This is a genomic window from Hydrogenophaga sp. T2, from assembly GCF_049843535.1.
Taxonomy (GTDB): Bacteria; Pseudomonadota; Gammaproteobacteria; order Burkholderiales; family Burkholderiaceae_C; genus Hydrogenophaga; species Hydrogenophaga crocea.
This window is the reverse complement of record NZ_JBBHZJ010000004.1, coordinates 291,268-313,612: the sequence shown is the minus strand read 5'-3', so window position 1 is coordinate 313,612 and position 22,345 is coordinate 291,268. Positions and strand designations below refer to the sequence as shown.

Here is a 22,345-nt window from a genome sequence, read left to right as displayed (position 1 = left end):
GGGCCTAGGCCCCGTTCGTGCGGCCGGATCAGACGCCGGCGTCGCAAGGGTCATGCGGCAAGAAGCGCTTGCGCTCGTGCTCGCTCAGGCGCGCCAGCGCCGCCTGGCGCAGCCTGTGCGGCAGCAGCCCCACCAGCAGTGGCGCCCCCGCGGGCTGACCCTCGGGCACCAGCGAGGCCAGGTGCCGCAGCAGCGCCACCACGGCGGTTTGCACGCGCGCGGCCTGGTCGGTGCGCAGCTGCAGGCCCTGGTCCGCGAAGCCCAGTGCGAAGAGATGGAGCGATTGAAAGTGCATCGCCAGGCCGTCCTCGCCCCCGAGCGTGGCGCAGTCGGCCGGTACCAGCGGCGTGGTCAGGTGCGCCAGGTGCAGCAGCAGCAGGGTGTCGGCCGCGGTCCACAGCCGCTCTTCGTGCAGCAGGTGGTCGAGCAGCGCGTCCGCGTGCGCGACAGCGCCGTTGTCGCCCTGCAGAAACGCCAGCGCGGCCTGGGTGTGGTGCAACAGCGGCCGCAGCGCGGGCTGGCGCTCGGCATGGTCGGCGAGCCGGGCCAGGGCGATGCGCTGGCGCTCGTGCAGGTGCAGCGTGCACACCAGCACGCACTCTTCGGACAGCATGCGGGTGCGCTCGGCGCAGGGCAGCGAGGCCGCATGGGTCTGCACCTGCAGCAGCACGTCGTACAGCGGCGAACTGCCCAGCAGACGGCGCCAGGCGATGGTCCAGGCGCAGAGGGCCACCGCAGGGATGTCGGCGAGCGTGGGGCGGCCGGGCTCGGGTTGCGCCAGTGCCTCGTGGTTCAGCAGCTCGTGCAGCACGCGCTTGGCCTGGCGCGGGGCCATGCTTTCAAACAGGCGCATGCACAGCGCCAGCGTGCGCAGCCGCCGCGTGTGGTCGTTGCCCAGGGGCGGCTCGCTGGCCGCCTCGCGGCCCAGCAGCGCCACGAAGCGGCGCGCCAGCGCCTCGAGCACCGGGGCCCCGGCGCGCAAGGGCAGCCGTTGCGAGTCGAACGACCAGCGCAGCGCGTCGAGGTAGGGCGCGGCGGCCCGTTGGCCGCGCTTGTCGACCAGCGCGATGGGCAGGTACCCGTTGCGCGCCATGGCCTGGAGCTGTTTTTCCTTGTGGGGCGCCAGCACCTCGCTCAAGGGGTACTGGCTGGCGGCCGCGACGTCGGCCAGGTTGTTCTGCCAGATGTGGCTGAGGCTGGGGGCTCGCATGGCGTTGCAGGGTGGACGTAAGGGGTAGGGGGTATCGTTGCCGAGGGCCCTGGGTTGGGCCGGCGGCCGCGCCGGTTCCCGCGCCGCGCCCGTCTTCATGCCTTGTTCATCGGGAAAGCCCCGCTGCCGCGCCCCTTGAACGCTCACTTACGATGCCCTCATGAACATCTACGACCAGCACCTGGACCCCACCCCGGCCAACCACGTGGCCCTGTCGCCCGTGAGCTTCGTGGAGCGCACCGCCGAGGTCTTCGGCGACATGCCCGCCACCGTGCACGGCGCGCGCCGCTACACCTGGGCGCAGGTGCGCGAGCGCTCGGCGCGGCTGGCCGCGGCGCTGCGCGCGCTCGGCATCGGCCACGGCGACACGGTGAGCACCCTGCTGCCGAACACGCCCGAAATGGTCGAGGCCCATTACGCCGTTCCCGCGCTGGGCGCGGTCATCAACACGCTCAACACCCGGCTCGACGCGCCGCTGCTGGCCTGGCAGATGAACCACTGCGAGGCCAAGGTGCTGATCGCCGACCGCGAGTTCGCACCCGTGGTGGCCAAGGCGCTGGCGGCCCTGGGCCGCGACATCGTGGTGATCGACGTGTGCGACAGCGAATACACCGGCCCCGGCGAGCGCCTGGGCGCGCACGAGTACGAGGCCCTGCTGGCCGCGCACGAACCGCTGCCGCGCCTGGACGGCCCCGCCAACGAGTGGGACGCGATCGCCGTGAGCTACACCAGCGGCACCACGGGCGACCCCAAGGGCGTGGTCACCCACCACCGCGGCGCCTACCTGAACGCGGTGAGCAACGTGGTCACCTGGACCATGCCGCAGTTTCCGCGCTACCTGTGGACGCTGCCCATGTTCCATTGCAACGGCTGGTGCTTTCCCTGGACGGTGGCGCTGCAGGCCGGCGTGCACGTGTGCCTGCGCCGCGTGGAGCCGCAGGCCATCCTCGCGGCCATGCGCGATCACGGCGTGAACCACTACTGCGCCGCGCCCATCGTGCACAACGGCATCATCTCGGCGGTGGCCGAGAACCCGGCGCTCAAGGACGGCATCGGCGCGGTGCGCGGCATGGTGGCCGGCGCGGCGCCGCCCGCGGCCATGATCGAAGGCATGGCGCGCATGGGCTTTCAGATCACCCACGTGTACGGCCTTACCGAGGTCTACGGCCCCGCGTCGGTGGCGGTGGCGCGGCCGAGCTGGGCCGAGGCCGAGCTGGGCGAGCAGGTGCGCCTGAACGGCCGCCAGGGCGTGCGCTATCCGCTGCAGGAGGGCATGACCGTGATGGACCCCGAGACCATGACCGAGGTGCCCGCCGACGGCCAGACCATGGGCGAGATCATGTTCCGCGGCAACATCGTGATGAAGGGCTACCTCAAGAACCCGGCGTCCACCGCCAAGGCCTTCGAGGGCGGCTGGTTCCACACCGGCGACCTGGCCGTGCTCGAACCCGACCGCTACGTGAAGATCAAGGACCGCAGCAAGGACATCATCATCAGCGGCGGCGAAAACATCAGCTCCATCGAGGTGGAAGACGCGCTTTACCGCCACCCCGCGGTGCTGGCCTGCGCCGTGGTGGCGCGGCCCGACCCGAAGTGGGGCGAGAGCCCGCTGGCCTATGTGGAGCTGCGCCCTGGCGCACAGACCACCGAGGCCGAGCTCATAGCCCATTGCCGCACGCTGCTGGCCGGCTACAAGGTGCCCAAGGCCGTGCGCTTCGAGCCCATTCCCAAGACCAGCACCGGCAAGATCCAGAAGTTCGAGCTGCGCGAACGCGCCAAGAGCTCGAGCGCCATCGAATGACGCCACCCGAGGCCCCCGCCATGAACGATCGACTCGACCCCGCGCTCGCGCAGGATCCGAATGCCCCCGTGCGCTACGAGCGCGACGCCCGCGGCGTGGTCACGCTCACGCTCAACCGCCCGCAGGCCTTCAACGCACTGAGCGAAGCCATGCTGGCCGCGCTGCAGGCCGCGGTAGACCGCGTGGCCGCCGACGAAGGCGCGCGCGTGGTGGTGCTGGCCGCCGAAGGCAAGGCCTTCTGCGCCGGCCACGACCTCAAGGAAATGCGCGCCGAGCCCTCGCTCGACTACTACAACCGCCTGTTCGCGCAGTGCGGCCGCTTCATGATGGCGCTGCAGGCCCTGCCCGTGCCCGTGATCGCGCAGGTGCAGGGCATTGCCACCGCCGCGGGCTGCCAGCTCGTGGCCATGTGCGACCTGGCCGTGAGCGCGCGCGACGCGAAGTTTGCGGTGAGCGGCGTGAACCTGGGCCTGTTCTGCAGCACGCCCAGCGTGGCGCTGAGCCGCAACCTGGGCCGCAAGGCCGCCTTCGAGATGCTGGTGACGGGCGCCTTCATCAGCGCCGACGAGGCCCAGGCCCAGGGCCTGGTGAACCGCGTGGTGGACGCGGCCGACCTGCCGGCCGAGGTGGCGAAGCTGGTCGACAGCATCGTGGCCAAGCCGCGCGTGGCCATTGCCGCGGGCAAGGGCCTGTTCTACCGCCAGCTCGAAGTGGGCATGGCCGCGGCCTACGAAGACGCCGCGCGCACCATGGCCTGCAACATGATGGACCCGAGCGCGCTCGAAGGCGTGCAGGCCTTCATCGACAAACGCCAACCCAACTGGTGAGCCGCGCATGAAAGCCGCCTTCTACGAAAGCGTGGGCCCGGCCCGCGAGGTGCTGCGCGTGGCCGAGCTGCCCACGCCCGAACCCGCCGCGGGCGAGGTGCGGGTGCGCGTGCTGTGGTCGGGCGTGAACCCGTCCGACGTGAAAAGCCGTGCCGGCCTGCGCAGCAAGACCCTGCCGTTCCCGCGCATCGTGCCGCACAGCGACGGCAGCGGCGTGATCGACGCGGTGGGCGAGGGCGTGAGCCGCACGCGCCTGGGCGAGCGCGTGTGGCTGTGGAACGCCGCCTGGGGCCGCGCGCACGGCACCGCCTGCGAATGGCTGTGCCTGCCCGAGGCCCAGGCCGTGCGCCTGCCCGAGGGCGTGAGCGGCGAGGCCGGCGCGTGCCTGGGCATTCCCGCGCTCACCGCGCTGCACGCCGTGCTCATGGACGGCGGCGTGGCCGGCAAGACCGTGCTCGTGGCCGGCGGCGCGGGCGCGGTGGGCCACTACGCGGTGCAGATGGCGAGCCAGCTCGGCGCGGCCCGCGTGATCAGCACCGTGAGCAGCGACACCAAAGCCCGCGTGGCGCGCGAGGCCGGCGCCGACGACGTGGTGAACTACAAGACCGAAGCCCTGGTGCCGCGCGTGGCCGAGCTCACGCAAGGGCAGGGCGTGGACCGCATCATCGAGCTCGACATGGCCGCCAACGCCGCGGCCAACCTGGAGATGCTCAAGCCCAACGCCGAGTGCGTGGTGTACGGCAGCGGCGCCTCGCCCATGGCCTTGCCCTTCTACCCGCTGATCGTGAAGAACCTGCAGCTCAAGTTCTTCATGGTCTACCACCTCACCCCGGCCGACCGCGCCCGCGCCACCGCCACGCTCACGCGCCTGCTCGAACGCGGCGCGCTGCAGCACCTGATCGACCAGCGCCTGCCCCTGGACCAGATTGCCGCCGCGCACGAGCGCGTGGAAAGCGGCCAGGCCCTGGGCAACGTGGTGCTGCAGGTGGGCCCGTCCAGCTGAACCCGCACCCGACATGCAAGACGACATCCCCACCCTGCGGCGCGTGCTCAAGGACTGCCGCACCATCGCCGTGGTCGGCCTCTCGGCCGAGTGGCACCGGCCCAGCTACTTCGCGGCCAAGTACATGCAGGAACACGGCTACCGCATCGTGCCCGTGAACCCCAGGTACCCCGAGATCCTGGGCGAAACCAGCTACGCCCGGCTCGAAGACATTCCCTTCCCGGTGGACATGGTCGACGTGTTCCGCAAGGAGGCCGACATTCCCCCCATCGCGCAGAGCGCCGTGGCCATTGGCGCCAAATGCCTGTGGCAGCAACTGGGCCTGCGCAGCGAAGAGGCCGACCGCATCGCCACCGCCGCCGGGCTCGACAGTGTGTGGGACCGCTGCGTGAAGATCGAACACGCGCGCCTGTTCGGCGGCCTGCATTGGGCGGGCGTGAACACCAAGGTCATCTCGGCCAAGCGGCCTCAATAAGCCCTGAACCAGCAAGCCATGGCCGACCGTCAATTCCGCCCCGAAACCCTGGCCATCCACGCCGGGCAGATCCCCGACAGCAGCACCGGCTCGCGCGCGCTGCCCATCTACCAGACCACCAGCTTCGTGTTCGACAGCGCCGAGCACGCGGCCAGCCTGTTCAACCTGCAGACCTTCGGCAACGTGTATTCGCGCCTGAGCAACCCCACGGTGTGCGCGCTCGAAGAACGCGTGGCCGCGCTCGAAGGCGCGCGCGCCGCCGTGGCCTGCGCCAGCGGCATGGCCGCCGAAACCCTGGCCCTCACCACCTTGCTGCAGGCCGGCGACCACGTGGTGGCCGCGGGCGCGCTCTACGGCGGCAGCGTGACCATGCTGGCCGTGAACCTGCGCAAGTTCGGCATCGAAACCACCTTTGTGGACGCCACCCAGCCCGAGGCCTTTGCCGCTGCCATGCGCCCCAACACGCGCGCGGTGTACGCCGAAACCCTGGGCAACCCCAGCATGGTGGTACTCGACATCCGGGCCATTGCCGACGTGGCCCACGCCCACGGCGTGCCCCTGATCGTGGACAACACCGTGCCCAGCCCCGCGCTGTGCAACCCCGTGGCCTTCGGGGCCGACATCGTCATCCACAGCGCCACCAAGTACCTCGCGGGCCACGGCACCACGCTGGGCGGCGTGGTGGTGGAGGCCGGCACGTTCCCGTGGGACAACGGCAAGTTCCCCGGCATGACCGAGCCCAGCCCCGGCTACCACGGCGTGAAGTTCTACGAGACCTTTGGCAACTTCGGCTTCAGCATGCGCTGCCGCATGGAAGGCCTGCGCGTGTTCGGCGCATCGCTGGCGCCCACCAGCGCCTGGCAGATCCTGCAGGGCGTGGAGACACTGCCCCTGCGCATGGAGCGCCACTGCAGCAACACCCTGGCCCTGGCCCAGTTCCTGAAAGACCACCCGCGCGTGAGCTGGGTGAACTACCCCGGCCTGCAAGACCACCCGCAACACGCGCTCATGCAGCGCCAGATGCGCGGTGCCTCGGGCCTGCTGGCCTTTGGCGTGAAGGGCGGTGCCGAGGCGGGCGTGCGCTTCATTGAAAGCGCGCAGTTCATGAGCCACCTGGTGAACATCGGCGACACCAAGACCCTGATCAGCCACCCCGCGAGCACCACCCACCGCCAGCTCGACGAAGCCCAGCAACGCGCGGCCGGCGTGCTGCCCGACATGGTCCGCATCTCGGTGGGGCTGGAGCACATCGACGACATCCTGTGGGACGTGGACCAGGCGCTCACGCGCGCCTGACCCGGGAGCCAGGCCATGCCGGGCAGCGCGAAGATGATCACGAACGTGGACGACTTCTTCACCCAGGGCTGCGGCCGCTGCGAGCGCTTTGCCACCGCCGACTGTTCAGCGCGGCGCTGGGCCGAAGGCCTGCTGGCCCTGCGCCGCATCTGTCGCCACGCCGGCCTCACCGAAACCGCGAAATGGGGCCACCCCTGCTACATGCACGCGGGCCGCAACATCGCGCTCATTGGCGCGCTGCGCGGTGATTTCAGGCTGGTGTTCTTCAACGCCGCGCTCATGCAAGACCCCGAAGGCGTGCTGCAACGCCAGGGCGCCAACACCCGCCACGCCGACATGCTGCCGTTCACCGATGCCGCGCAAGTGGTCGAACGCGAGGCCGTGATCAGCGCCTACCTGCGCGAAGCCATGGGCTACGCCGAGGCGGGCCTGCTGCCGCCCAAGGAAGCGCATGCGATCGAACTGCCCCCCGAACTCGTGGACGCACTCGACGCCGACCCCGAACTGGCCGAGGCCTTCCACCGCCTCACGCCGGGCAGGCAGCGCAGCTACGTGATCCACCTGGGCTCGGCCAAGACATCGACCACGCGGGTGGCGCGGATTGAGCGGATGCGGGGGAGGGTGTTGGAGGGGAAGGGGGTGAATGAGAGGTGAGGGGCTGCTTGGATCGCAGCGGCAAGTGACGCAGTTTGGCTACAGCGCATGCTGGTCTGATCGAATTTGGTGTAACCGTTGAGGACTTGGCGCGCATGCAAGTCATCGGAAACGCACAGTTCGTGAGCCGACTCTTCAATTCAGGAGATATCGAGGTCTTGAGCGGCTGTTTCAAGCACTGCCCGTCGACCGCTTGACAATGCCAAATAATGCATATCAGGGTCATGCCTAACATAATCCGCACTTCGGTTTTAAAGAGGCGCCCCCCCACGAGCGCCTACGAAATCTTGATCAGGGATTTAATAATGGATGGGGTTGGGAGGCTAATTGCGCAGTGCGGGCAACTTGCCATATCGTCGCGAATCAACTTTTATTTCGCGCAGTCTTCGTTTGCAGGGAGGGACACTGGATCAACATGCGCCGAGGGTCTAAGTGACTTGCCTTCCTATTGGGGTGCGGATTGGCCTCATAGCGCCGATTGGCGTAAGCCGAATAATAGTTCTAATGCAAAGTCTTCGATTTCTGCATTTTTCCCGCTGGACAGAAGTCTTTCAAGATGGGGGGTCGATATTATGCGGGCAATTAGACGCCTTGCAGTGGTGTCGCATATCGAAGCGCTATCAATTAACTTATTGATTGTCGAAGTGCTAAGCGTGTCGCCGTGCACGATTTTAGATCTAATGGAGTAGGCGCGCTTGATCTCTCGAAATAAATGTAATCTTTCGGTGGCTGCATCTTCTGTGAAGAAGGCAATCCGCTCGGCTAGCTGATGTGATAATTCAGCCGCAGAGGTGCTTAGAATTGATTCAAACAATGAGCAGTAGTTCGAGATCTTTTGACCTAAATCGTCTGATGATCTAGCCTGTTGAAGAAAAAGCATTCCTCGATCCAAACGGCTTAGCTGAGCTTGGTGGGCAGTATGTTGGGGACGTACCGCCTCACGGATACCTTGAAAGCTACATTTATGATTCTGACATATTGAATGTAGTTCATCGATACTTATATGGAGAGGAAACTTCTTGCCCGAGTGGTGGCAGTAATGTAGTGCTAATGAGTTGCTGTGGCTATGCGTGTGCTGCCCATTCATTCCAAAGGCGAATGCAAGTTCGCAATTTGCGCTGTTGTCTCTTAGTAACCAGGTCGCGGTGAGGAACGCTTGTACTTCCCTTAGAAAATCAATCGTGTCTATTGGAATCTGATCAGGGTGCTTGCCATGTTCTAGACGATAGAGGCACGGAGTGTTGTTTGTAAGAAGCCGAGCTTCAAGTGAGCCAGCGGAAAGTAGATGTGCCGTGCAGATGTATGCACTCAACTGCTCCGAGTTATTCGTAAAGAATAAACCATCCTTGATTGCTATGGGTTTGGTCAGCAGTTGATTTAAGTGAATATCTAATAGTGCAGTGACCAGTACATAGTTCATTGTATTTTAGGGGTGATGTGGCCTCTTAGTTTGGTGTGATCTTGCAGAAAGGCCTCTGACCTCAGTTCGATTGGCGCTCAGTGCTTTGACTAAAGCTAAACTGCATTCAGTTTGGGTAATCGCCATTGCGCGATTTTTGTAATTCTAAGGCCTAGGGTTCTTTTTAGTTTCTCAAGGAACGGTTTGGCGCGTAGTGTATTTCTTGTCGATATGCCGCTATCGTCTGTGGTTACAATGTTCACCGCGATCTCAGAGTAAAGTTCCATCGCCTTTTTGGCATACTTGCCAAGGCCATTCTTAAATTCGGGGGTTGTCATTTTTTCTAGTGACAGTTTGCTCATGTCACTGCCACTTTGATCGATTAGTGTCATTGCAACAAAAATTCCCCAAGGTGTTCCATGTATCCCCAGGATGGCCTTCATAATCGGGTCATTCGACTGCTCGTGCGCTGTCAAAAGCGCGGCTCTTTCCGATTCGATCTCCTGTGCTAATAGCCATACTAGTAAGACACGCTCGGGCTTTAGCCCTTTGGGGAAAATGCTCTTGTACGACCGGTCAAATAGCTCCGCCTTTTTCGATACCGCCTCCAACACTGTTCCCTCGGAGGCTGCGGCTAGATATTGCGTAATTCGGTCCAGTTCGATTTTTTTCGCGTTTTTGGCCGTCTTGGCGCCCTCTTGTTTTGGCGCATACGTATAGTGAACTCGGGCGAGCGAGTTTCGAAGACCTTCTTGGATTGGATCCAGTAGACGAACCGCTGAAAGCTTCACTGGATTCTGCGTATTGTTGTATCGGACGATGTCGGTGAGCAACGTCTTTTTCGCTCCTACCACGCGAACGAGTACTTGTGCTTGAGACGCGAGGTCAGATTTTTCTATCGCCCGCGACAAGCTCACTGTCGTCTGACAACCATTTACTACTGAAAATTGCCTGATTTTAAATTTTTGAATGCTGCGATCTTGTTCGAATGAGTCGGCGACGATTGTGATTCCGTTGTTTAGTGCCCAAAAGTCCCCAGATCGATTTAAAGCAGTATCTACAATTTTTTCATTTATGCCGCCTTTTCTTTCTCCAATGAAAAGTCGAACGTTGCCTTCAAATAGTTGATTGTTGTAGCTCTTGTGCAGTCGTGCTAACTCGCTGGCTTGGACTGTGCCAATGATGGCATGCCCAAAGTCCCCCTTAACGTCAACAACGGGCCCTGAGAATGTGATGACATCCTCTGGAACGTTTCTGTCAGCGGCCCTCGCGATCAGGTACTTGTCGTACAGAGACTCTTGGTGCTCGTAAAAGAACGTTGCCTCAGGACCGAAAACTCTTGATCTTGTTGTGGTTTCTTGTTGTCTGGCGATTTGGTCAGATTTCGCTGCTAATGTAATGAGGCCAAAGACAAGGCTGAAAGCTGATGTGTCAATTTCTGATAGGAGTTCGAAGATATCATGCCTACCGCCGTGCTTGAAGGAGATGGGATCCCTTATGTTGGCGACTGCCGCTGTTAAGGCATTCCACTTTTTAATGCCGGCTGCACGATCCTGTCGATCGGAAACATAGCCCTGAAGCACATAGATCACTTCTTGGTCTTCATCGACGTAAATGAAGTCACAACCGCCGTCCTCGGGACCATCAACCGAAGCTGCGTCAATAGCCTCATCTTCATCAACCCCCAAGAGTGCGCTGGCATACCACGCGGTGATTGCTTTGTCTCTCGATATCCCGCCACGCTTTGATACCGAGTCGATTGAGTGAAGCAATTCTTTTCGTGGATCATTTGCCGTTGGTTTTGCAGCAGTAAGATGAGTGTTGTGTTGCAATTTTGATTTCATATGTGAATGGCCCGATTCATGTGTCGGTAGTTGCGCCTGACGTCCTCAAGGTGATCGCTTTGCACTGTGGTCAACTGTTATTGGTATGAGGCATTGTTGCTTAATGCCCTTGCTCACGTGCTTGCGCGAGATATCTTTGGTCGCAAGAGGGCGCACATTTCGAGGGGACTTCAAAGTCGAGCGCGTTCTTGCCGACCCCACCCGTCTTGATGACCTTGGCGTCGCTGCCCTTGGCCTGCAGCAATTCCACCAGGTCGTACTTCAGCTCGCTTTGCGTGGCGCCCACGAACACCCACACCTTGAACACCGATGGCGATAGCCGTGCAGCCAGATCGGGCTGCACGTTTTCGTAATCGATAAGGACGTGATTGGTGGGCGTGGTCACCCCGGCTCCCCCCTTGTTCGCGTTGAAACGCGTTGTTACAGCGAGGCTAGCCGATGGCGCAAAGCTTGTGGCGCGGTGTCATCCCCCATAGGTGGGATGCGTTCAGGCCGATGCCGGTCCGTCGGTGGAACTCGCAATGGCCTTCAAGGTGCGCAGCGCCAATTCAAGCCGGTCTGCGGGCACGAACAGGTGGTCGTGGTGGTAGGCCGACACCGCGTTGCACGCAATGCCTTGTGCGGCCAGCGCCGTGCAGATACGCGCGAGAAAGCCAACCGCGTCCAACGCCGAATGGATGGTGAGGGTGACCATGCGCGATTCGAACTGGTGGCCCACGCCCGCGGCCTGCGCGTCGCGCAAGGGAACAATGGCCGAAAGCCCTTCGGCTTCGCGAAAGGTGGCCACCGGCGTCCAGCCGCTGGGCAATTGAAAGTCGGGGAAGCTGCAGAACACGAACACATCGGGGTGCACCGATGGCGTCATGTGCCGCAGCAGGGTGGACAGGTCTTGTTCTCCGGGCATGGGGTTTCCTGTGAGGGGCGAGAGGCGGGTGACGTGTGTTGCGTGGGCTTCACGCCAGCAGATCCCGCAGCCTGTGCGCCTGCCAGAACGCCGGCTCGTGCAGATCGCTGTGCCCCGCCTTGTGCACCACGCCGCCCGTGCCCGTCCACGTGGGCCGGTAGAGGTTGGTGCTTTGCCGGTGGTCGCTCTGGGTTCGGCCTTCGCCACGTTGGCCGCCGTAGCTGCCGATCACTTGAATGCTGTCGTGGTCTGAATAGACGTTGTGTTGCCGCCCGGTCTGGTGCGCGCTGGGCGGGCATTCGATGCGCGCCGGGGTGCCCAGCAGCACCAGGCGGCGCAGCCGCAGGGCGGGCTGCAGGGCCAGTGCCCGCATCACCACATTGCCGCCGTGGCTGTGCGCCACCACGTCGAGCAGGGGGCGCCCCATGGCCTGCCACCAATGCAGAAAGTGTTCGGCGCCCACGCGGCGGGCGGCATCGCTGTTCTTGCCCGACCAGCTGAACTCGTTGGGGTGGCCCACCAGATCGCTCACGCCCGCGCGCTGCAGGTGGTGCCACAGGCTGTCGGCGGGCGCCACGCCACCGGGCAGGCCGGCCGGGTCGCGCCACCAGTCGGTGTCGGCGGCCCAGGTGCCGTGCACGATCACGGTGTGTTTGAGGGTTTGCGCGCCGCGCTGCGCGGCGCTGGGCGCGGTCTGGTTGGCGGCGGCGGTGGCGCTTTGCCAGTGCCGGATCAGCATGAGGCTCACCCGCTGCAGCAGGGCCTCGCGGGCCTCGCCTTCGAGCGCTTCGAACACCGGGCGTGCGATCTGCTCCATGGCTGTGATGAGCGCGCTGCCTTGCTCATCACCCCGCGCTTCCCGCCAGCGCATGCCGCTCACACTCGCATAGGCGTCGTGGCTGATGCGCGAGGCCAGCACGCGGGCGGTGGCCAGTTGCTGCAGGCGGTTGCCGCGGCAATATCGGTTGGCGTGGTCGATCAGCGAGTGCAGCGCAAACCCGCACAGAAAGCAGGGCAGGGTGTCGACGAGGCGCTCGTCGCGCAGCGCGCCCAGCGCTTGCGCGTGATCGCGCAGGCGTGCATCGCGCTCGGCCGCCTGATCGCGGATGGACGCGTCACGAGGGTCGTCGTCCTCACGCGCCATGCGCGTGTCGTCGTCGAAACGGGCGCTGTGGTGGTCGTCAAAGCCGATGAAGTCCGGGTGTCGTTCGGCCATGGCCATCACATGCGCGTAGGCCTGGTCCAAAGCGGTGGTGGCGAATCCCATGGTGTGGCCTCCCGGAGTCTGGTTGGCTCGCAGCCTAGCCGAACGCGAACGGCGTGGGTATGCCTGGGCATGGCCTGGGCCCTTGCAGCCCCCGGCGACAATCCCCCCATGCCTTCCCGTTCCTTCCTCCGCATGGCCCTGATCCTGGGCCTGATCTCGGCCATCGGCCCTTTCGCGATCGACATGTACTTGCCTGCGCTGCCCGAGATCGGGCGCGCGCTGAACGCGCCCGTGGGCGCGGTGCAGATGAGCCTCACGGCGTTCTTCATTGCCATTGGCGTGGGCCAGTTGTTGTACGGCCCGGTGTCCGACATGGTGGGTCGCAAGCCGCCGCTGTATTTCGGGCTGGGGCTGTTCGCGCTGGCCAGCGTGGGCTGCGCGCTGGCCTCGCAGATCGAGACGCTGGTGGCCCTGCGTTTTCTGCAGGGCCTGGGCGCGGCCGCGGGCATGGCCATTCCGCGGGCCGTGGTGCGCGATCTGCACACCGGCACCGACGCGGCGCGCCTCATGTCCCTGCTGATGCTGGTGTTCAGCGTGTCGCCCATCCTCGCGCCGCTCGCGGGCAGTGCGGTGATCGCGCTGAGCGGCTGGCGCGCGGTGTTCTGGGCCGTGGGCCTGGCGGCGCTCGCGGGGCTGGTGATGGTCTATGCCACGCTGGCCGAAACCCGCACGCGCGAGCAGCGGCTCGAGAGCAGCCTGCGCGGCGCGCTGCGCGCCTACGGCGTGCTGCTGCGCGATGCGCATTACCTGGGGCTGGTGGGCATTGGCAGCGCGGCGCTCGCGGGCTTCTTCGTGTTCCTCGCGGGCTCGCCCTTCGTGCTCATCAACCACTACGGGCTCACGCCCACGCAGTACAGCCTGGCCTTCTCGGTGAACGCGGTGGCCTTCATCGGCGCTTCGCAGTTCACCAGCCACCTGGGGCGGCGCTTCGGGCTGGTGCCCATGGTGAAGGTGGCGTCCACCGCGTCGGCCGCGTTCAACGCCTTGCTGCTGGGCTACTACCTGTTGGGGGGCGACCAGTTGCCGGTGTTGATTGCGCTCAATTTCATCGCGAGCGCGTTCATGGGGCTGGTGATTCCCACGGTGTCGGTGCTTGCGCTGGAAAAGCACGGGCCCATCGCGGGCACGGCGTCGGCCCTCATGGGCACGCTGCAGATGCTGGTGGGCGCGCTGGCCATGGGGGTGGTGGGCGCGTTCGCCAACGGCGCGCCGCTGCCCATGGTGGCGGGCATGGCCGCGGGCTCGCTCACGAGCTTCGCGCTCATGGGGCTCACGCTTCGGGCTCGGCGTCGAAATCGTCGGCCGGCGCCAACCTGAGCAGGGCCTGGGCCTGCGCCACGGTGCCGGCCAGCCACAGGTCCACGTCGCCGCGCTCGATGGGGATCACGCTGCGCTTGTCCTGCTGGTCGGCGGGCAGGGGCTGTTTGGTGGCCGGGTCGAGCTCGGGCTTGTGCATGCGGCCCATCAGCGGGTGGCCGTTGGCGCCCAGCGTGAGCAGGGTGTACGACTCGTGCGCCTCGCCGGTCTTGCGGTCGATCCAGCGGTGCCACAGGCCCGCCAGGCCCCAGGGCGCGCCGTCGGCGCGCTGGAAGCGCCACCACACGTTGCGGCCGGTCTCCCAGTTGGGTTCGTAGAAGAGGGTGGCGGGCACGATGCAGCGCTGCCCGCGCGCCCACGCGTCCTTGAAGCTGGCCTTGCTGCGCATCTCTTCCGAGCGCGCGTTGTAGGTCGCGAACTTCACCTCCGGCGTGGCGGAAAACGGGGGGATCAGGCCCCAGCGGCCCACCACCAGTTCGCGGCTGTAGCCGGCGTCGTCGCGCGCGCGGCGAATGAAGGGGCCGGGCTGGCGCGGGTACAGCTCGCGCCCGAACACGGGGCGGATGAAGGCCTCGCTGTTGGCGCGGCCCAGGTGCCATTCGTCTTCGATCGCGGCCTGGGTGGGGGTGAGGTAGCGGGTGCACATGGGGTGATGCCGGGCGGACGGGGATTCTGCTGACGATGCGCTGATTTGTACCGCCAGCCGATACTCCCCCACCCAACGCCCGGCCCAATCGCCCCACAGAATCCGCCCGCCTGAGTCCGGACGACCGTCCCCAAGGCAGAGGGAGGCCCACATGGCTGCTGGAAGGGGCTGTTCGTGAACGGCCTGCTGCTTTTGTCTCTGGTTGCGTCATGCACCCTGGGTGCCATGCTGTCGTGCTGCCTGCTGCACAACCGGCCGCCGCCTTCGGGGGCCGGCCTGGGGCCCCATGTGCTGCACGCGGGCTGCAGCGACCTGATGACCGCCATGAACTGCCCCGCCTACGCCATCACCTGCCTCGCCGGCGCGGTGGTGCTGCTCGCCCATCCCTTGTCGGTGGTGCACCTGTGCGCCCTGGCGGGCGCGCCCCACAAGAGCCTGGGCCTGCTGGCCGCGCAAGGGCTGTTGCTGGCGCTGTTCGTGTGTTCGTTGGTGGTGCAGTTGTCGCCGCCGCGGGTGATGCGGGTGGACGAGGTGTTGCCGGGCTGAGCGCGCCGCGCCCCGCCGCTCAGGCGCTGGCCGCCATCTGCCCGAAGCGCCCGTTCTGGAAGTCGTGGAAGGCCTGGATGATTTCCTCGCGGGTGTTCATCACGAAGGGGCCGTGGCCCACCACAGGTTCGTCGATGGGCTCGCCGCCCAGGAACAGCAGCACGGCGTCGGTGCTGGCCTCGATGTCGAGCGCCTCGCCTTTGCGGCCCAGCTGCACCAGTTGCGCGTCGCTGGCCTCGGCCTCGCCGTTCACCCGCACGCGGCCGCGCAGCACCACCAGCGCGGCGGTGTGGCCGTTCACCAGGGGCAGGCGGGTGCGCTGGCCCGCGTTCAGGCGCAGGTCCCACACGTCCATGGGCGTGTGGGTGCGCGCGGGGCCGGCGTGGCCCTGGTAGTCGCCGGCGATCACGCGCACGCGGCCCGCGCCGTCGGGCAGGGGCACCGAGGGGATGTCGGCGTCGAGGATGTTCTGGTAGCCGGGCGGCTGCATCTTGCTGCGCGCGGGCAGGTTCACCCAGAGCTGCACCATTTCCAGCGGGCCGCCGCGGCGCGTGAATTCGGGCGAGTGGAATTCCTCGTGCAGGATGCCCGAGGCCGCGGTCATCCACTGCACGTCGCCGGGGCCGATGGTGCCGCCCGCGCCGGTGGAGTCGCGGTGCGCCACCTCGCCCTCGTACACGATGCTCACCGTCTCGAAGCCGCGGTGCGGGTGCACGCCCACGCCGCGCGGTTGCTGCGCGGGCGCAAACTGCGCGGGGCCGGCGTAGTCGAGCAGCAGGAAGGGGCTCAGCGCGGCACCGTGGTCGCCGTAGCTGAACAGCGAGCGCACGGGAAAACCGTCGCCCACCCAATGGGGGCGCGGTGCGTGGTGAACGGCCTGGATCGGCTTGAGCATGGGGCTTTCTCTCCGGTGAGCAGCCCCGGTGGCCAGGGCGAACACCGGAGCATATGGGGATGAAAACGCCCCTTCCAAGCCAGGGGTTCAGGCCGGCTGTGTGCGGCGCGTGAGCCAGGCCTGCCAGGGGGTGGGTGCGATCCACGCACCCTCGCGGGTCTGCAGCGTGCTGGCCCGCACCGGCGCGCCGAAGTAGCCGGCGCTGTCGTCGGTGCGCACAGTGCGCGGGTCGCCCACGGCGGCGAGGTAGTCGCGCAGCAGCGCGTCGATGCCCATGCGCTGCGGGCCGCCGATCTCGCGCCAGCCGTTCAGCGGCGCGCCGAGGGCGGTGTCGGCGAGCGCGCTGGCCACGTCGGCCGAGGCAATGGTCTGTATGCCCGCGCTGGGCGCGTGCACCACGCCGTCGCGCGTGTAGCTGTCGGCGATGGTGCCGATGAACTCGTGGAACTGCGTGGCGCGCACGATGGTGTAGGGCAGGCCGCTCTCGCGGAGCAGGCGTTCCTGCGCGAGCTTGGCGTGGAAGTACGCATTGCCCGGCGGCTGGTCCACGCCCACGATGGACAGGGCCACGCCATGCCTCACGCCCGCGGCGGCCGCGGCCCGCGTGATGTTGCGCGTGGAGGTGTCGAAGAAGTGCATCACGGCCTCGGCCTCGAAGCTCGGCGAGTTGCTCGCGTCCACCACCACCTGCGCGCCCTGCATCGCCGCGTCCAGGCCCTGGCCGGTGAGGGTGTTCACGCCGGTGGACGGGGCGGCGGCCACCACGGTGTGGCCGCGCTGCTGCAGCAGCGCGCCGAGCTGGGTGCCGATGAGGCCGGTGCCTCCGATGATCACGATCTTCATGTGCGGTCCTTCGTTGGTGGTGCGAGGACCCGCGGGGTGCGGCTGGGCCGGTGGGCGTCCTCTGCCCCTCAAGACGGCGCACCCGGGCGGTTTGTGACGTGGCGTCGGATGGGCGGTGCCGCGCTCACATCCACAGCGCGCGCCACAGCAGCAGCGGCAGGTCGCGCCGGTCCACGGTCACGCGCTGGGCCCAGCTGCGGTGCTCGATGGCGGCGATGTGGTCGAGTACGCGCAGGCCGCCTTGCACCACCAGGCGCAGTTCCCAGCCCGCGCGGCCCGGCACCTCGTGCACCAGCGGCGCGCCCATCTGCATGAGGCCGCGCGCGTGCGCGCAGAGCTCGGCCACCACGGCGTGGCGCTCGCGCCCGCGCGCGTCGCTGTCGGGCATGAAGTCGCGCACGGTGGTGCCGTGGCGGCGCAGCACGTTGGCGGGCAGGTAGACGCGGCCGGTGGGCAGGTCGCGGCTCAGGTCCTGCCAGAAGTTGATGAGTTGCAGCGCGCTGCAGATGCGGTCGCTGCGCTGCAGGGCTTCGTCGTGGCGCACGTTCCACAACTGCAGCAGCAGCCGGCCCACGGGGTTGGCCGAGCGGCTGCAGTAGTCGAGCAGCTCGGGCAGGTCGGCGTAGCGGTGGCCGCTGGCGGTGTGGCGCACGTCTTGCTCGAAGGCGCTGAGCAGGGCGCGCAGCAGGTCCGGGTCGAGCGCGTGGCGCCGCACCGCGAGCACCAGCGGGCCGAACACCTGGGGCCAGCGCGTGGCCGGCTGGCCTTGCAGCGCGGCGTCGAGTTCGGCGCGGTAGTCGGCCAGCAGGGCCAGGCGCGCCGGGGCGGGCAGGTCGCCCTCGTCGGCAAAGTCGTCGGCCAGGCGCGCGAAGCGGTAGATGGCCGCGATGGCCGGGCGCAGGGCCGCGGGGCACAGCCACGAGGCCACGGGAAAGTTCTCGTAGTGCTGCACCGACGCGCCGAAGGCCACGGGCGCCGGTGGGACCGGATGGCTGGCGCTGGAAGGGGTGGGGGTATGCACTAGAATTTCTGTTACTAACCGGTCAGTCATTAATTCTGCTGACCGCTTTGGCCGTCAAAACAAGCACCACAAGGGGTTGAGCGCATGAAAGCGACGCATTTTGTCCGCATTGTGACGAGCACGGGCGTCTTGGCCCTGGTGGCCGCGCTGGCGGCCTGTTCCCGGCCGGCGCCCGCCCCCGAGCCGGTGCGTGCGGTGAAGCTGGTCACCGTGTCGGCCGGTGCGCTCGATGCCAGCGCCGAGTACGCGGGCGAGGTGCGCGCCCAGGTCGAATCGCGGCTGGGCTTCCGGGTGGGCGGCAAGCTGCTGGAGCGCCCGGCCGAGCTCGGCCAGCGCGTGAAGCCGGGCCAGCTGCTCGCGCGCATCGACGCGCAGGACCTGGCGCTCTCGAGCCAGGCCGCACAGGCCGCGGTGGCCGCGGCGCGCACCCAGCGCGATCTCGCGCGCGCCGACCTCGACCGCTTCAAGAACCTGCAGGCCCAGGGCTTCGTGAGCGGCGCCGAGATCGACCGCCGCCAGGCCACGCTCGACGCCGCCGAGGCTTCGCTGAAACAGGCGCAGGCGCAGAGCTCGGTGCAGGGGAACCAGGCCGCGTATGCCCGGCTGCTGGCCGACAGCGCGGGCGTGGTCACCGCGGTGCAGGCCGAGGTGGGGCAGGTGGTGTCGGCGGGCACGCCGGTGGTGGTGGTGGCCCAGGACGGCCCGCGCGACGTGGTGTTCGCGGTGCCCGAAGACCGGCTCGCGCTGGTGCGACCAGGCACGCCCGCCACGGTGCGGCCCTGGGCCGGCACGCCCGACGCCCAGGCGCTCAAGGGCACGGTGCGCGAAGTGGCGGCCAGCGCCGACGCGGCCACGCGCACCTTCCTCGTGAAGCTCGCGCTGCCGGGCAACGCGCCGCTGCCGCTGGGCTCCACCGCCTACGTCACGCTGCAGACGCCGCTGAGCGGCGCGCAGGCCATCACCCTGCCCACGAGCGCGGTGCAGCGCTCCAGCGAGGGCGACCGCAAGGGCAGCGTGGTGTGGGTGTTCGACGCCGCCAGCAGCACGGTGCAGGCCCGCCCCGTGGTGGTGGCCGGCGCCGACGGCAACCGCGTGGTGATCGCCGACGGCCTCAAGCCCGGTGACGAGGTGGTGGCCGCGGGCGGCCATGTGCTCAGCGCCGGCCAGAAGGTCACGCGCTTCGTCGCGCAGTGAGGCCGGCCATGCAGGAACCGCACAACGAAGGCGCGGGCTGGGCCTCGCGCTTCAACCTCTCGCGCTGGGCGCTCGAACACCCGGCCTTCACGCGCTACCTCATGGTGGTGCTGATGCTGTTCGGCATCGCCTCGTATTTCCAGCTCGGGCAGGACGAAGACCCGCCGTTCACCTTCCGCGCGATGGTGGTGCGCGTGTTCTGGCCCGGCGCCACCGCCGAGCAGGTGGCCGACCAGGTGGCCGACCGCATCGAGCGCACGCTGCAGGAGGTGCCCTACGCCGACAAGATCCGCACCTACACCAAGCCCGGCGAGGCGCTGATCCTGTTCCAGGTGGCCGATTCCTCGCCGCCGGCCGAGGTGGGCCAGCTCTGGTACACGGTGCGCAAGAAGGTGGGCGACATGCGCGCGCAGTTGCCCGCGGGCGTGGTGGGCCCGTTCTTCAACGACGACTTCGGCGACGTGTACGGCGTGATCTACGCGCTGCAGGGCGCGGGCTTCAGCCACGCCGAACGCAAGGACGTGGCCGAGGACGTGCGCCAGCAACTGCTCAACGTGCCCGACGTGGCCAAGGTGGAGCTGTTCGGCGTGCAGGCGCAGAAGATTTACGTGGAGGCCTCGCAGAAGCGCCTGGCCACGCTGGGGCTGGACCTGAACCAGGTGCTCGACCAGCTCGGCCAGCAGAACGCCATGGCCTCGGCCGGCGCGGTGCAGACGCCGCTCGACGTGGTGCAGGTGCGCGTGGACGGCAGCTTCAATTCGGTGGACGAGCTGCGCGCCATGCCGATCCGCGCGGCCAACGGCCGCACCATCCGCCTGGGCGACATCGCCGAGGTGCACCGCGCCACCATCGACCCGCCCGAGGTGCTGGTGCGCCACGACGGCCAGGACGCGGTGGCCCTGGGCATTTCCATGGCCAAGGGCGGCGACATCATCCGCCTGGGCAAGGCGCTCAAGGGCGTGGTGGCCAACATCGAGCGCACGCTGCCCGCGGGCATGGCGCTGGTGCAGGTGCAGGACCAGCCGGCCGCGGTGACGCTGTCGGTCAACGAGTTCGTGAAGGTGCTGATCGAGGCCGTGGTGATCGTGCTGGTGGTGAGCTTCCTGGCGCTCGGCCTGCACCGGCGCCCCGGCGGCACCGGCCTGCGCCGCTACGTGCTCGACGCCCGGCCCGGCCTGGTGGTGTTCATCACCATCCCGCTGGTGCTGGCCATCACCTTCCTGGTGATGAACCACTACAACATCGGCCTGCACAAGATCTCGCTGGGCTCGCTGATCATCGCGCTGGGCCTGCTGGTGGACGACGCGATCATTGCGGTGGAGATGATGGTGCGCAAGCTCGAAGAGGGCTACGACATGTTCCGCGCCGCCACCTTCACCTGGGACGCGACCGCCATGCCCATGCTCACGGGCACGCTGATCACGGCCGCGGGCTTCCTGCCCATCGGCCTGGCCAACTCCACCACGGGCGAATACACCTTCGCGATCTTCGCGGTCACGGTGATCGCGCTGATGATTTCGTGGGTGGTGGCGGTGGTGTTCGTGCCCTACCTGGGCGTGAAGCTGCTCAAGGTGAAGGCCAAGGCCGAGGGCGCTGCATCCCATGAGGTGCACGAAGCCTTCGACGGCCCCATGTACCAGCGCTTCCGGCGCCTGGTGGACTGGTGCGTGCAGCACCGCTGGCTCACCATCGGCGCCACCATCCTCACCTTCGTGCTGGGCCTGGCGGGCATGGGCCAGGTGCAGCAGCAGTTCTTTCCCGATTCGAGCCGGCCCGAAATTCTGGTGGACATCTGGCTGCCCGAGGGGAGCAGCATCCAGGCCATGGACGAGGTGTCGCGCCGCGTGGAGCAGCGCTTCATGCAGGAGCCCGGCGTGAAGGCCGTGAGCACCTGGGTGGGCTCGGGCGTGCCGCGCTTTTATTTGCCGCTCGACCAGATCTTTCCGCAGAGCAACGTGGCGCAGTTCATCGTGCTGCCCGAGAGCCTGGCCGAGCGCGAGCGCATCCGCAAGCAGGTGCCCGCGCTGCTGGCCACGCAGTTTCCCGAGGTGCGCGGCCGCGTGAAGCTGCTGCCCAACGGGCCGCCGGTGCCGTATCCGGTGCAGTTCCGCGTGGTCGGCAGCGACCCCGCGGTGCTGCGCGGCCTGGCCGACGAGGTGCGCGCCGCGATGGCCAAGAACCCCAACACGCGCGGCGTGAACGACAACTGGAACGAGTCGGTCAAGCAGATCCGCCTCGAGGTGGACCAGGCCAAGGCGCGCGCGCTCGGCGTCACCACGGCCAGCATCGCGCAGGCCTCGCGCACCACGCTGGTGGGCTCCACCGTGGGCCAGTACCGCGAGGGCGACGAGCTGATCGACATCGTGCTGCGCCAGCCGCTCGACGAGCGCGACGCGCTCACCGATCTGGCCAACAGCTACCTGCCCACGGCCAGCGGCCAGGCCATTCCGCTGCAGCAGGTGGTGAAGGTGGGCTTCGGCTGGGAGCCGGGCGTGATGTGGCGCGAGAACCGCGAGTACGCCATCACCGTGCAGAGCGACGTGGTCGAGGGCCTGCAGGGCGCCACCGTGACGGCGCAGCTCAAGCCGGTGCTCGATGAGATCCAGGCGCGCTGGCTCACCGAAGGCCGCACGGGCTACCGCATCGAGGTGGCGGGCGCGGTGGAGGAGAGCAGCAAGGGCTCGGCCTCGATCGCCGCGGGCGTGCCGCTGATGCTGTTCATCGTGTTCACGCTGCTCATGGTGCAACTGCAAAGCTTCAGCCGCGCCATGCTGGTGTTCCTCACCGGTCCCATGGGCATGGCGGGGGTGGCGGGTGCGCTGCTGCTGCTCAACCGGCCCTTCGGCTTCGTGGCGCTGCTGGGCGTGATCGCGCTCATGGGCATGATCCAGCGCAACTCGGTGATCCTGATCGACCAGATCGAGCAGGACCGCGCGCGCGGCGTGCCCGCCTGGGACGCGATCGTGGAAGCCGCGGTGCGCCGCATGCGGCCCATCGTGCTCACGGCCGCGGCCGCGGTGCTGGCCATGATCCCGCTGTCGCGCAGCGTGTTCTGGGGCCCGATGGCGGTGGCCATCATGGGCGGGCTGGTGGTGGCCACGGTGCTCACGCTGCTCGCGCTGCCGGCCATGTACGCGGCCTGGTTCCGCGTGAAGCGGCCCGCCGCCCCGGCCTGAACGGCTTCGATACCGGCCTGACATGTT

General features: G+C 67.1%; 20 protein-coding genes. 10 read left to right on the top strand and 10 right to left on the bottom strand.

From position 1 onward, the window contains the following. Window positions 1-28: 28 nt before the first annotated feature. Window positions 29-1,210, bottom strand: coding sequence for a hypothetical protein (locus WDZ95_RS11695; protein WP_425778574.1), 1,182 nt, complete (start codon window positions 1,208-1,210; stop codon window positions 29-31). Between the two features lie 160 nt (window positions 1,211-1,370). Between WDZ95_RS11695 and WDZ95_RS11690 the strand changes: the two genes are divergently transcribed. Genes WDZ95_RS11690 through WDZ95_RS11665 form a run of 6 tightly spaced genes read left to right on the top strand, consistent with a single transcriptional unit; the run spans window position 1,371 to window position 7,266 of the window. Continuing rightward, window positions 1,371-3,011, top strand: a complete 1,641-nt coding sequence (locus tag WDZ95_RS11690) for an acyl-CoA synthetase (protein WP_166225441.1) — start codon at window positions 1,371-1,373, stop codon at window positions 3,009-3,011. A 20-nt stretch (window positions 3,012-3,031) separates the two neighbouring features. Then, on the top strand, window positions 3,032-3,838 hold the full coding sequence (locus tag WDZ95_RS11685) for an enoyl-CoA hydratase (protein WP_425778572.1): 807 nt from the start codon (window positions 3,032-3,034) through the stop codon (window positions 3,836-3,838). A gap of 7 nt (window positions 3,839-3,845) precedes the next feature. Beyond that, a complete protein-coding gene (locus tag WDZ95_RS11680; RefSeq protein WP_425778570.1) occupies window positions 3,846-4,841 on the top strand; it encodes an NADPH:quinone reductase in 996 nt (331 codons plus the stop codon). Window positions 4,842-4,854: 13 nt separating this feature from the next. Next, window positions 4,855-5,316, top strand: coding sequence for a CoA-binding protein (locus WDZ95_RS11675; protein ID WP_425778568.1), 462 nt, complete (start codon window positions 4,855-4,857; stop codon window positions 5,314-5,316). 18 nt (window positions 5,317-5,334) lie between these two features. Then, the gene (locus WDZ95_RS11670) at window positions 5,335-6,612 is read left to right on the top strand and encodes an O-acetylhomoserine aminocarboxypropyltransferase/cysteine synthase family protein (RefSeq protein ID WP_425778566.1); all 1,278 of its coding nucleotides are present in this window, start codon (window positions 5,335-5,337) and stop codon (window positions 6,610-6,612) included. Between the two features lie 15 nt (window positions 6,613-6,627). Further along, a complete protein-coding gene (locus WDZ95_RS11665) occupies window positions 6,628-7,266 on the top strand; it encodes a YdeI/OmpD-associated family protein (RefSeq protein WP_425778564.1) in 639 nt (212 codons plus the stop codon). A gap of 466 nt (window positions 7,267-7,732) precedes the next feature. On the opposite strand, the gene WDZ95_RS11660 is transcribed toward WDZ95_RS11665, so the two are convergent. The 5 genes from WDZ95_RS11660 to WDZ95_RS11640 all read right to left on the bottom strand — a co-directional run bounded on the left by WDZ95_RS11660 (window position 7,733) and on the right by WDZ95_RS11640 (window position 12,680). Continuing rightward, window positions 7,733-8,686, bottom strand: a complete 954-nt coding sequence (locus tag WDZ95_RS11660) for a hypothetical protein (RefSeq protein ID WP_425778562.1) — start codon at window positions 8,684-8,686, stop codon at window positions 7,733-7,735. A 95-nt stretch (window positions 8,687-8,781) separates the two neighbouring features. Then, on the bottom strand, window positions 8,782-10,497 hold the full coding sequence (locus WDZ95_RS11655) for an AIPR family protein (RefSeq protein ID WP_425778560.1): 1,716 nt from the start codon (window positions 10,495-10,497) through the stop codon (window positions 8,782-8,784). Window positions 10,498-10,609: 112 nt separating this feature from the next. Continuing rightward, window positions 10,610-10,894, bottom strand: coding sequence for a PIN domain-containing protein (locus tag WDZ95_RS11650; protein WP_425778558.1), 285 nt, complete (start codon window positions 10,892-10,894; stop codon window positions 10,610-10,612). 102 nt (window positions 10,895-10,996) lie between these two features. Continuing rightward, a complete protein-coding gene (locus tag WDZ95_RS11645) occupies window positions 10,997-11,413 on the bottom strand; it encodes an ACT domain-containing protein (protein WP_425778556.1) in 417 nt (138 codons plus the stop codon). Between the two features lie 49 nt (window positions 11,414-11,462). Further along, window positions 11,463-12,680 carry a hypothetical protein gene (locus tag WDZ95_RS11640; RefSeq protein ID WP_425778554.1) on the bottom strand — a complete coding sequence of 406 codons (1,218 nt, stop codon included), beginning with the start codon at window positions 12,678-12,680 and terminating at the stop codon, window positions 11,463-11,465. A gap of 108 nt (window positions 12,681-12,788) precedes the next feature. On the opposite strand from WDZ95_RS11640, the gene WDZ95_RS11635 reads away from it, so the two are divergent. Continuing rightward, a complete protein-coding gene (locus tag WDZ95_RS11635; protein ID WP_425778552.1) occupies window positions 12,789-13,997 on the top strand; it encodes a multidrug effflux MFS transporter in 1,209 nt (402 codons plus the stop codon). Here the strand turns inward: WDZ95_RS11635 and WDZ95_RS11630 are convergent. Beyond that, window positions 13,951-14,643, bottom strand: a complete 693-nt coding sequence (locus tag WDZ95_RS11630) for an SOS response-associated peptidase (RefSeq protein WP_425778550.1) — start codon at window positions 14,641-14,643, stop codon at window positions 13,951-13,953. The genes WDZ95_RS11635 and WDZ95_RS11630 overlap by 47 nt on opposite strands. Window positions 14,644-14,817: 174 nt before the next feature. On the opposite strand from WDZ95_RS11630, the gene WDZ95_RS11625 reads away from it, so the two are divergent. Then, window positions 14,818-15,189 carry a hypothetical protein gene (locus tag WDZ95_RS11625; protein WP_425778548.1) on the top strand — a complete coding sequence of 124 codons (372 nt, stop codon included), beginning with the start codon at window positions 14,818-14,820 and terminating at the stop codon, window positions 15,187-15,189. Between the two features lie 19 nt (window positions 15,190-15,208). On the opposite strand, the gene WDZ95_RS11620 is transcribed toward WDZ95_RS11625, so the two are convergent. The 3 genes from WDZ95_RS11620 to hpnC all read right to left on the bottom strand — a co-directional run bounded on the left by WDZ95_RS11620 (window position 15,209) and on the right by hpnC (window position 17,978). After that, window positions 15,209-16,084 carry a pirin family protein gene (locus tag WDZ95_RS11620; RefSeq protein ID WP_425778546.1) on the bottom strand — a complete coding sequence of 292 codons (876 nt, stop codon included), beginning with the start codon at window positions 16,082-16,084 and terminating at the stop codon, window positions 15,209-15,211. 87 nt (window positions 16,085-16,171) lie between these two features. Beyond that, window positions 16,172-16,927, bottom strand: coding sequence for an SDR family oxidoreductase (locus WDZ95_RS11615; RefSeq protein WP_425778544.1), 756 nt, complete (start codon window positions 16,925-16,927; stop codon window positions 16,172-16,174). Window positions 16,928-17,051: 124 nt separating this feature from the next. Next, window positions 17,052-17,978, bottom strand: coding sequence for a squalene synthase HpnC (hpnC, locus tag WDZ95_RS11610; protein ID WP_425778542.1), 927 nt, complete (start codon window positions 17,976-17,978; stop codon window positions 17,052-17,054). Window positions 17,979-18,032: 54 nt separating this feature from the next. On the opposite strand from hpnC, the gene WDZ95_RS11605 reads away from it, so the two are divergent. Both WDZ95_RS11605 and WDZ95_RS11600 read left to right on the top strand, forming a co-directional pair. Further along, window positions 18,033-19,142 (top strand): efflux RND transporter periplasmic adaptor subunit, encoded by a 1,110-nt coding sequence (locus WDZ95_RS11605; protein ID WP_425778540.1) that lies wholly within the window; start codon window positions 18,033-18,035, stop codon window positions 19,140-19,142. Between the two features lie 8 nt (window positions 19,143-19,150). Further along, window positions 19,151-22,318, top strand: coding sequence for an efflux RND transporter permease subunit (locus WDZ95_RS11600; protein ID WP_425778538.1), 3,168 nt, complete (start codon window positions 19,151-19,153; stop codon window positions 22,316-22,318). Window positions 22,319-22,345 lie beyond the last annotated feature (27 nt).

Bases quoted from the DNA above. Each gene is read 5' to 3' on its own strand.
- WDZ95_RS11695 (WP_425778574.1), bottom strand. From the start codon at position 1,210: ATGCGAGCCCCCAGCCTCAGCCACATCTGGCAGAACAACCTGGCCGAC.
- WDZ95_RS11690 (WP_166225441.1), top strand. From the start codon at position 1,371: ATGAACATCTACGACCAGCACCTGGACCCCACCCCGGCCAACCACGTG.
- WDZ95_RS11685 (WP_425778572.1), top strand. From the start codon at position 3,032: ATGAACGATCGACTCGACCCCGCGCTCGCGCAGGATCCGAATGCCCCC.
- WDZ95_RS11680 (WP_425778570.1), top strand. From the start codon at position 3,846: ATGAAAGCCGCCTTCTACGAAAGCGTGGGCCCGGCCCGCGAGGTGCTG.
- WDZ95_RS11675 (WP_425778568.1), top strand. From the start codon at position 4,855: ATGCAAGACGACATCCCCACCCTGCGGCGCGTGCTCAAGGACTGCCGC.
- WDZ95_RS11670 (WP_425778566.1), top strand. From the start codon at position 5,335: ATGGCCGACCGTCAATTCCGCCCCGAAACCCTGGCCATCCACGCCGGG.
- WDZ95_RS11665 (WP_425778564.1), top strand. From the start codon at position 6,628: ATGCCGGGCAGCGCGAAGATGATCACGAACGTGGACGACTTCTTCACC.
- WDZ95_RS11660 (WP_425778562.1), bottom strand. From the start codon at position 8,686: ATGAACTATGTACTGGTCACTGCACTATTAGATATTCACTTAAATCAA.
- WDZ95_RS11645 (WP_425778556.1), bottom strand. From the start codon at position 11,413: ATGCCCGGAGAACAAGACCTGTCCACCCTGCTGCGGCACATGACGCCA.
- WDZ95_RS11640 (WP_425778554.1), bottom strand. From the start codon at position 12,680: ATGGGATTCGCCACCACCGCTTTGGACCAGGCCTACGCGCATGTGATG.
- WDZ95_RS11635 (WP_425778552.1), top strand. From the start codon at position 12,789: ATGCCTTCCCGTTCCTTCCTCCGCATGGCCCTGATCCTGGGCCTGATC.
- WDZ95_RS11630 (WP_425778550.1), bottom strand. From the start codon at position 14,643: ATGTGCACCCGCTACCTCACCCCCACCCAGGCCGCGATCGAAGACGAA.
- WDZ95_RS11620 (WP_425778546.1), bottom strand. From the start codon at position 16,084: ATGCTCAAGCCGATCCAGGCCGTTCACCACGCACCGCGCCCCCATTGG.
- WDZ95_RS11615 (WP_425778544.1), bottom strand. From the start codon at position 16,927: ATGAAGATCGTGATCATCGGAGGCACCGGCCTCATCGGCACCCAGCTC.
- hpnC (WP_425778542.1), bottom strand. From the start codon at position 17,978: ATGACTGACCGGTTAGTAACAGAAATTCTAGTGCATACCCCCACCCCT.
- WDZ95_RS11605 (WP_425778540.1), top strand. From the start codon at position 18,033: ATGAAAGCGACGCATTTTGTCCGCATTGTGACGAGCACGGGCGTCTTG.
- WDZ95_RS11600 (WP_425778538.1), top strand. From the start codon at position 19,151: ATGCAGGAACCGCACAACGAAGGCGCGGGCTGGGCCTCGCGCTTCAAC.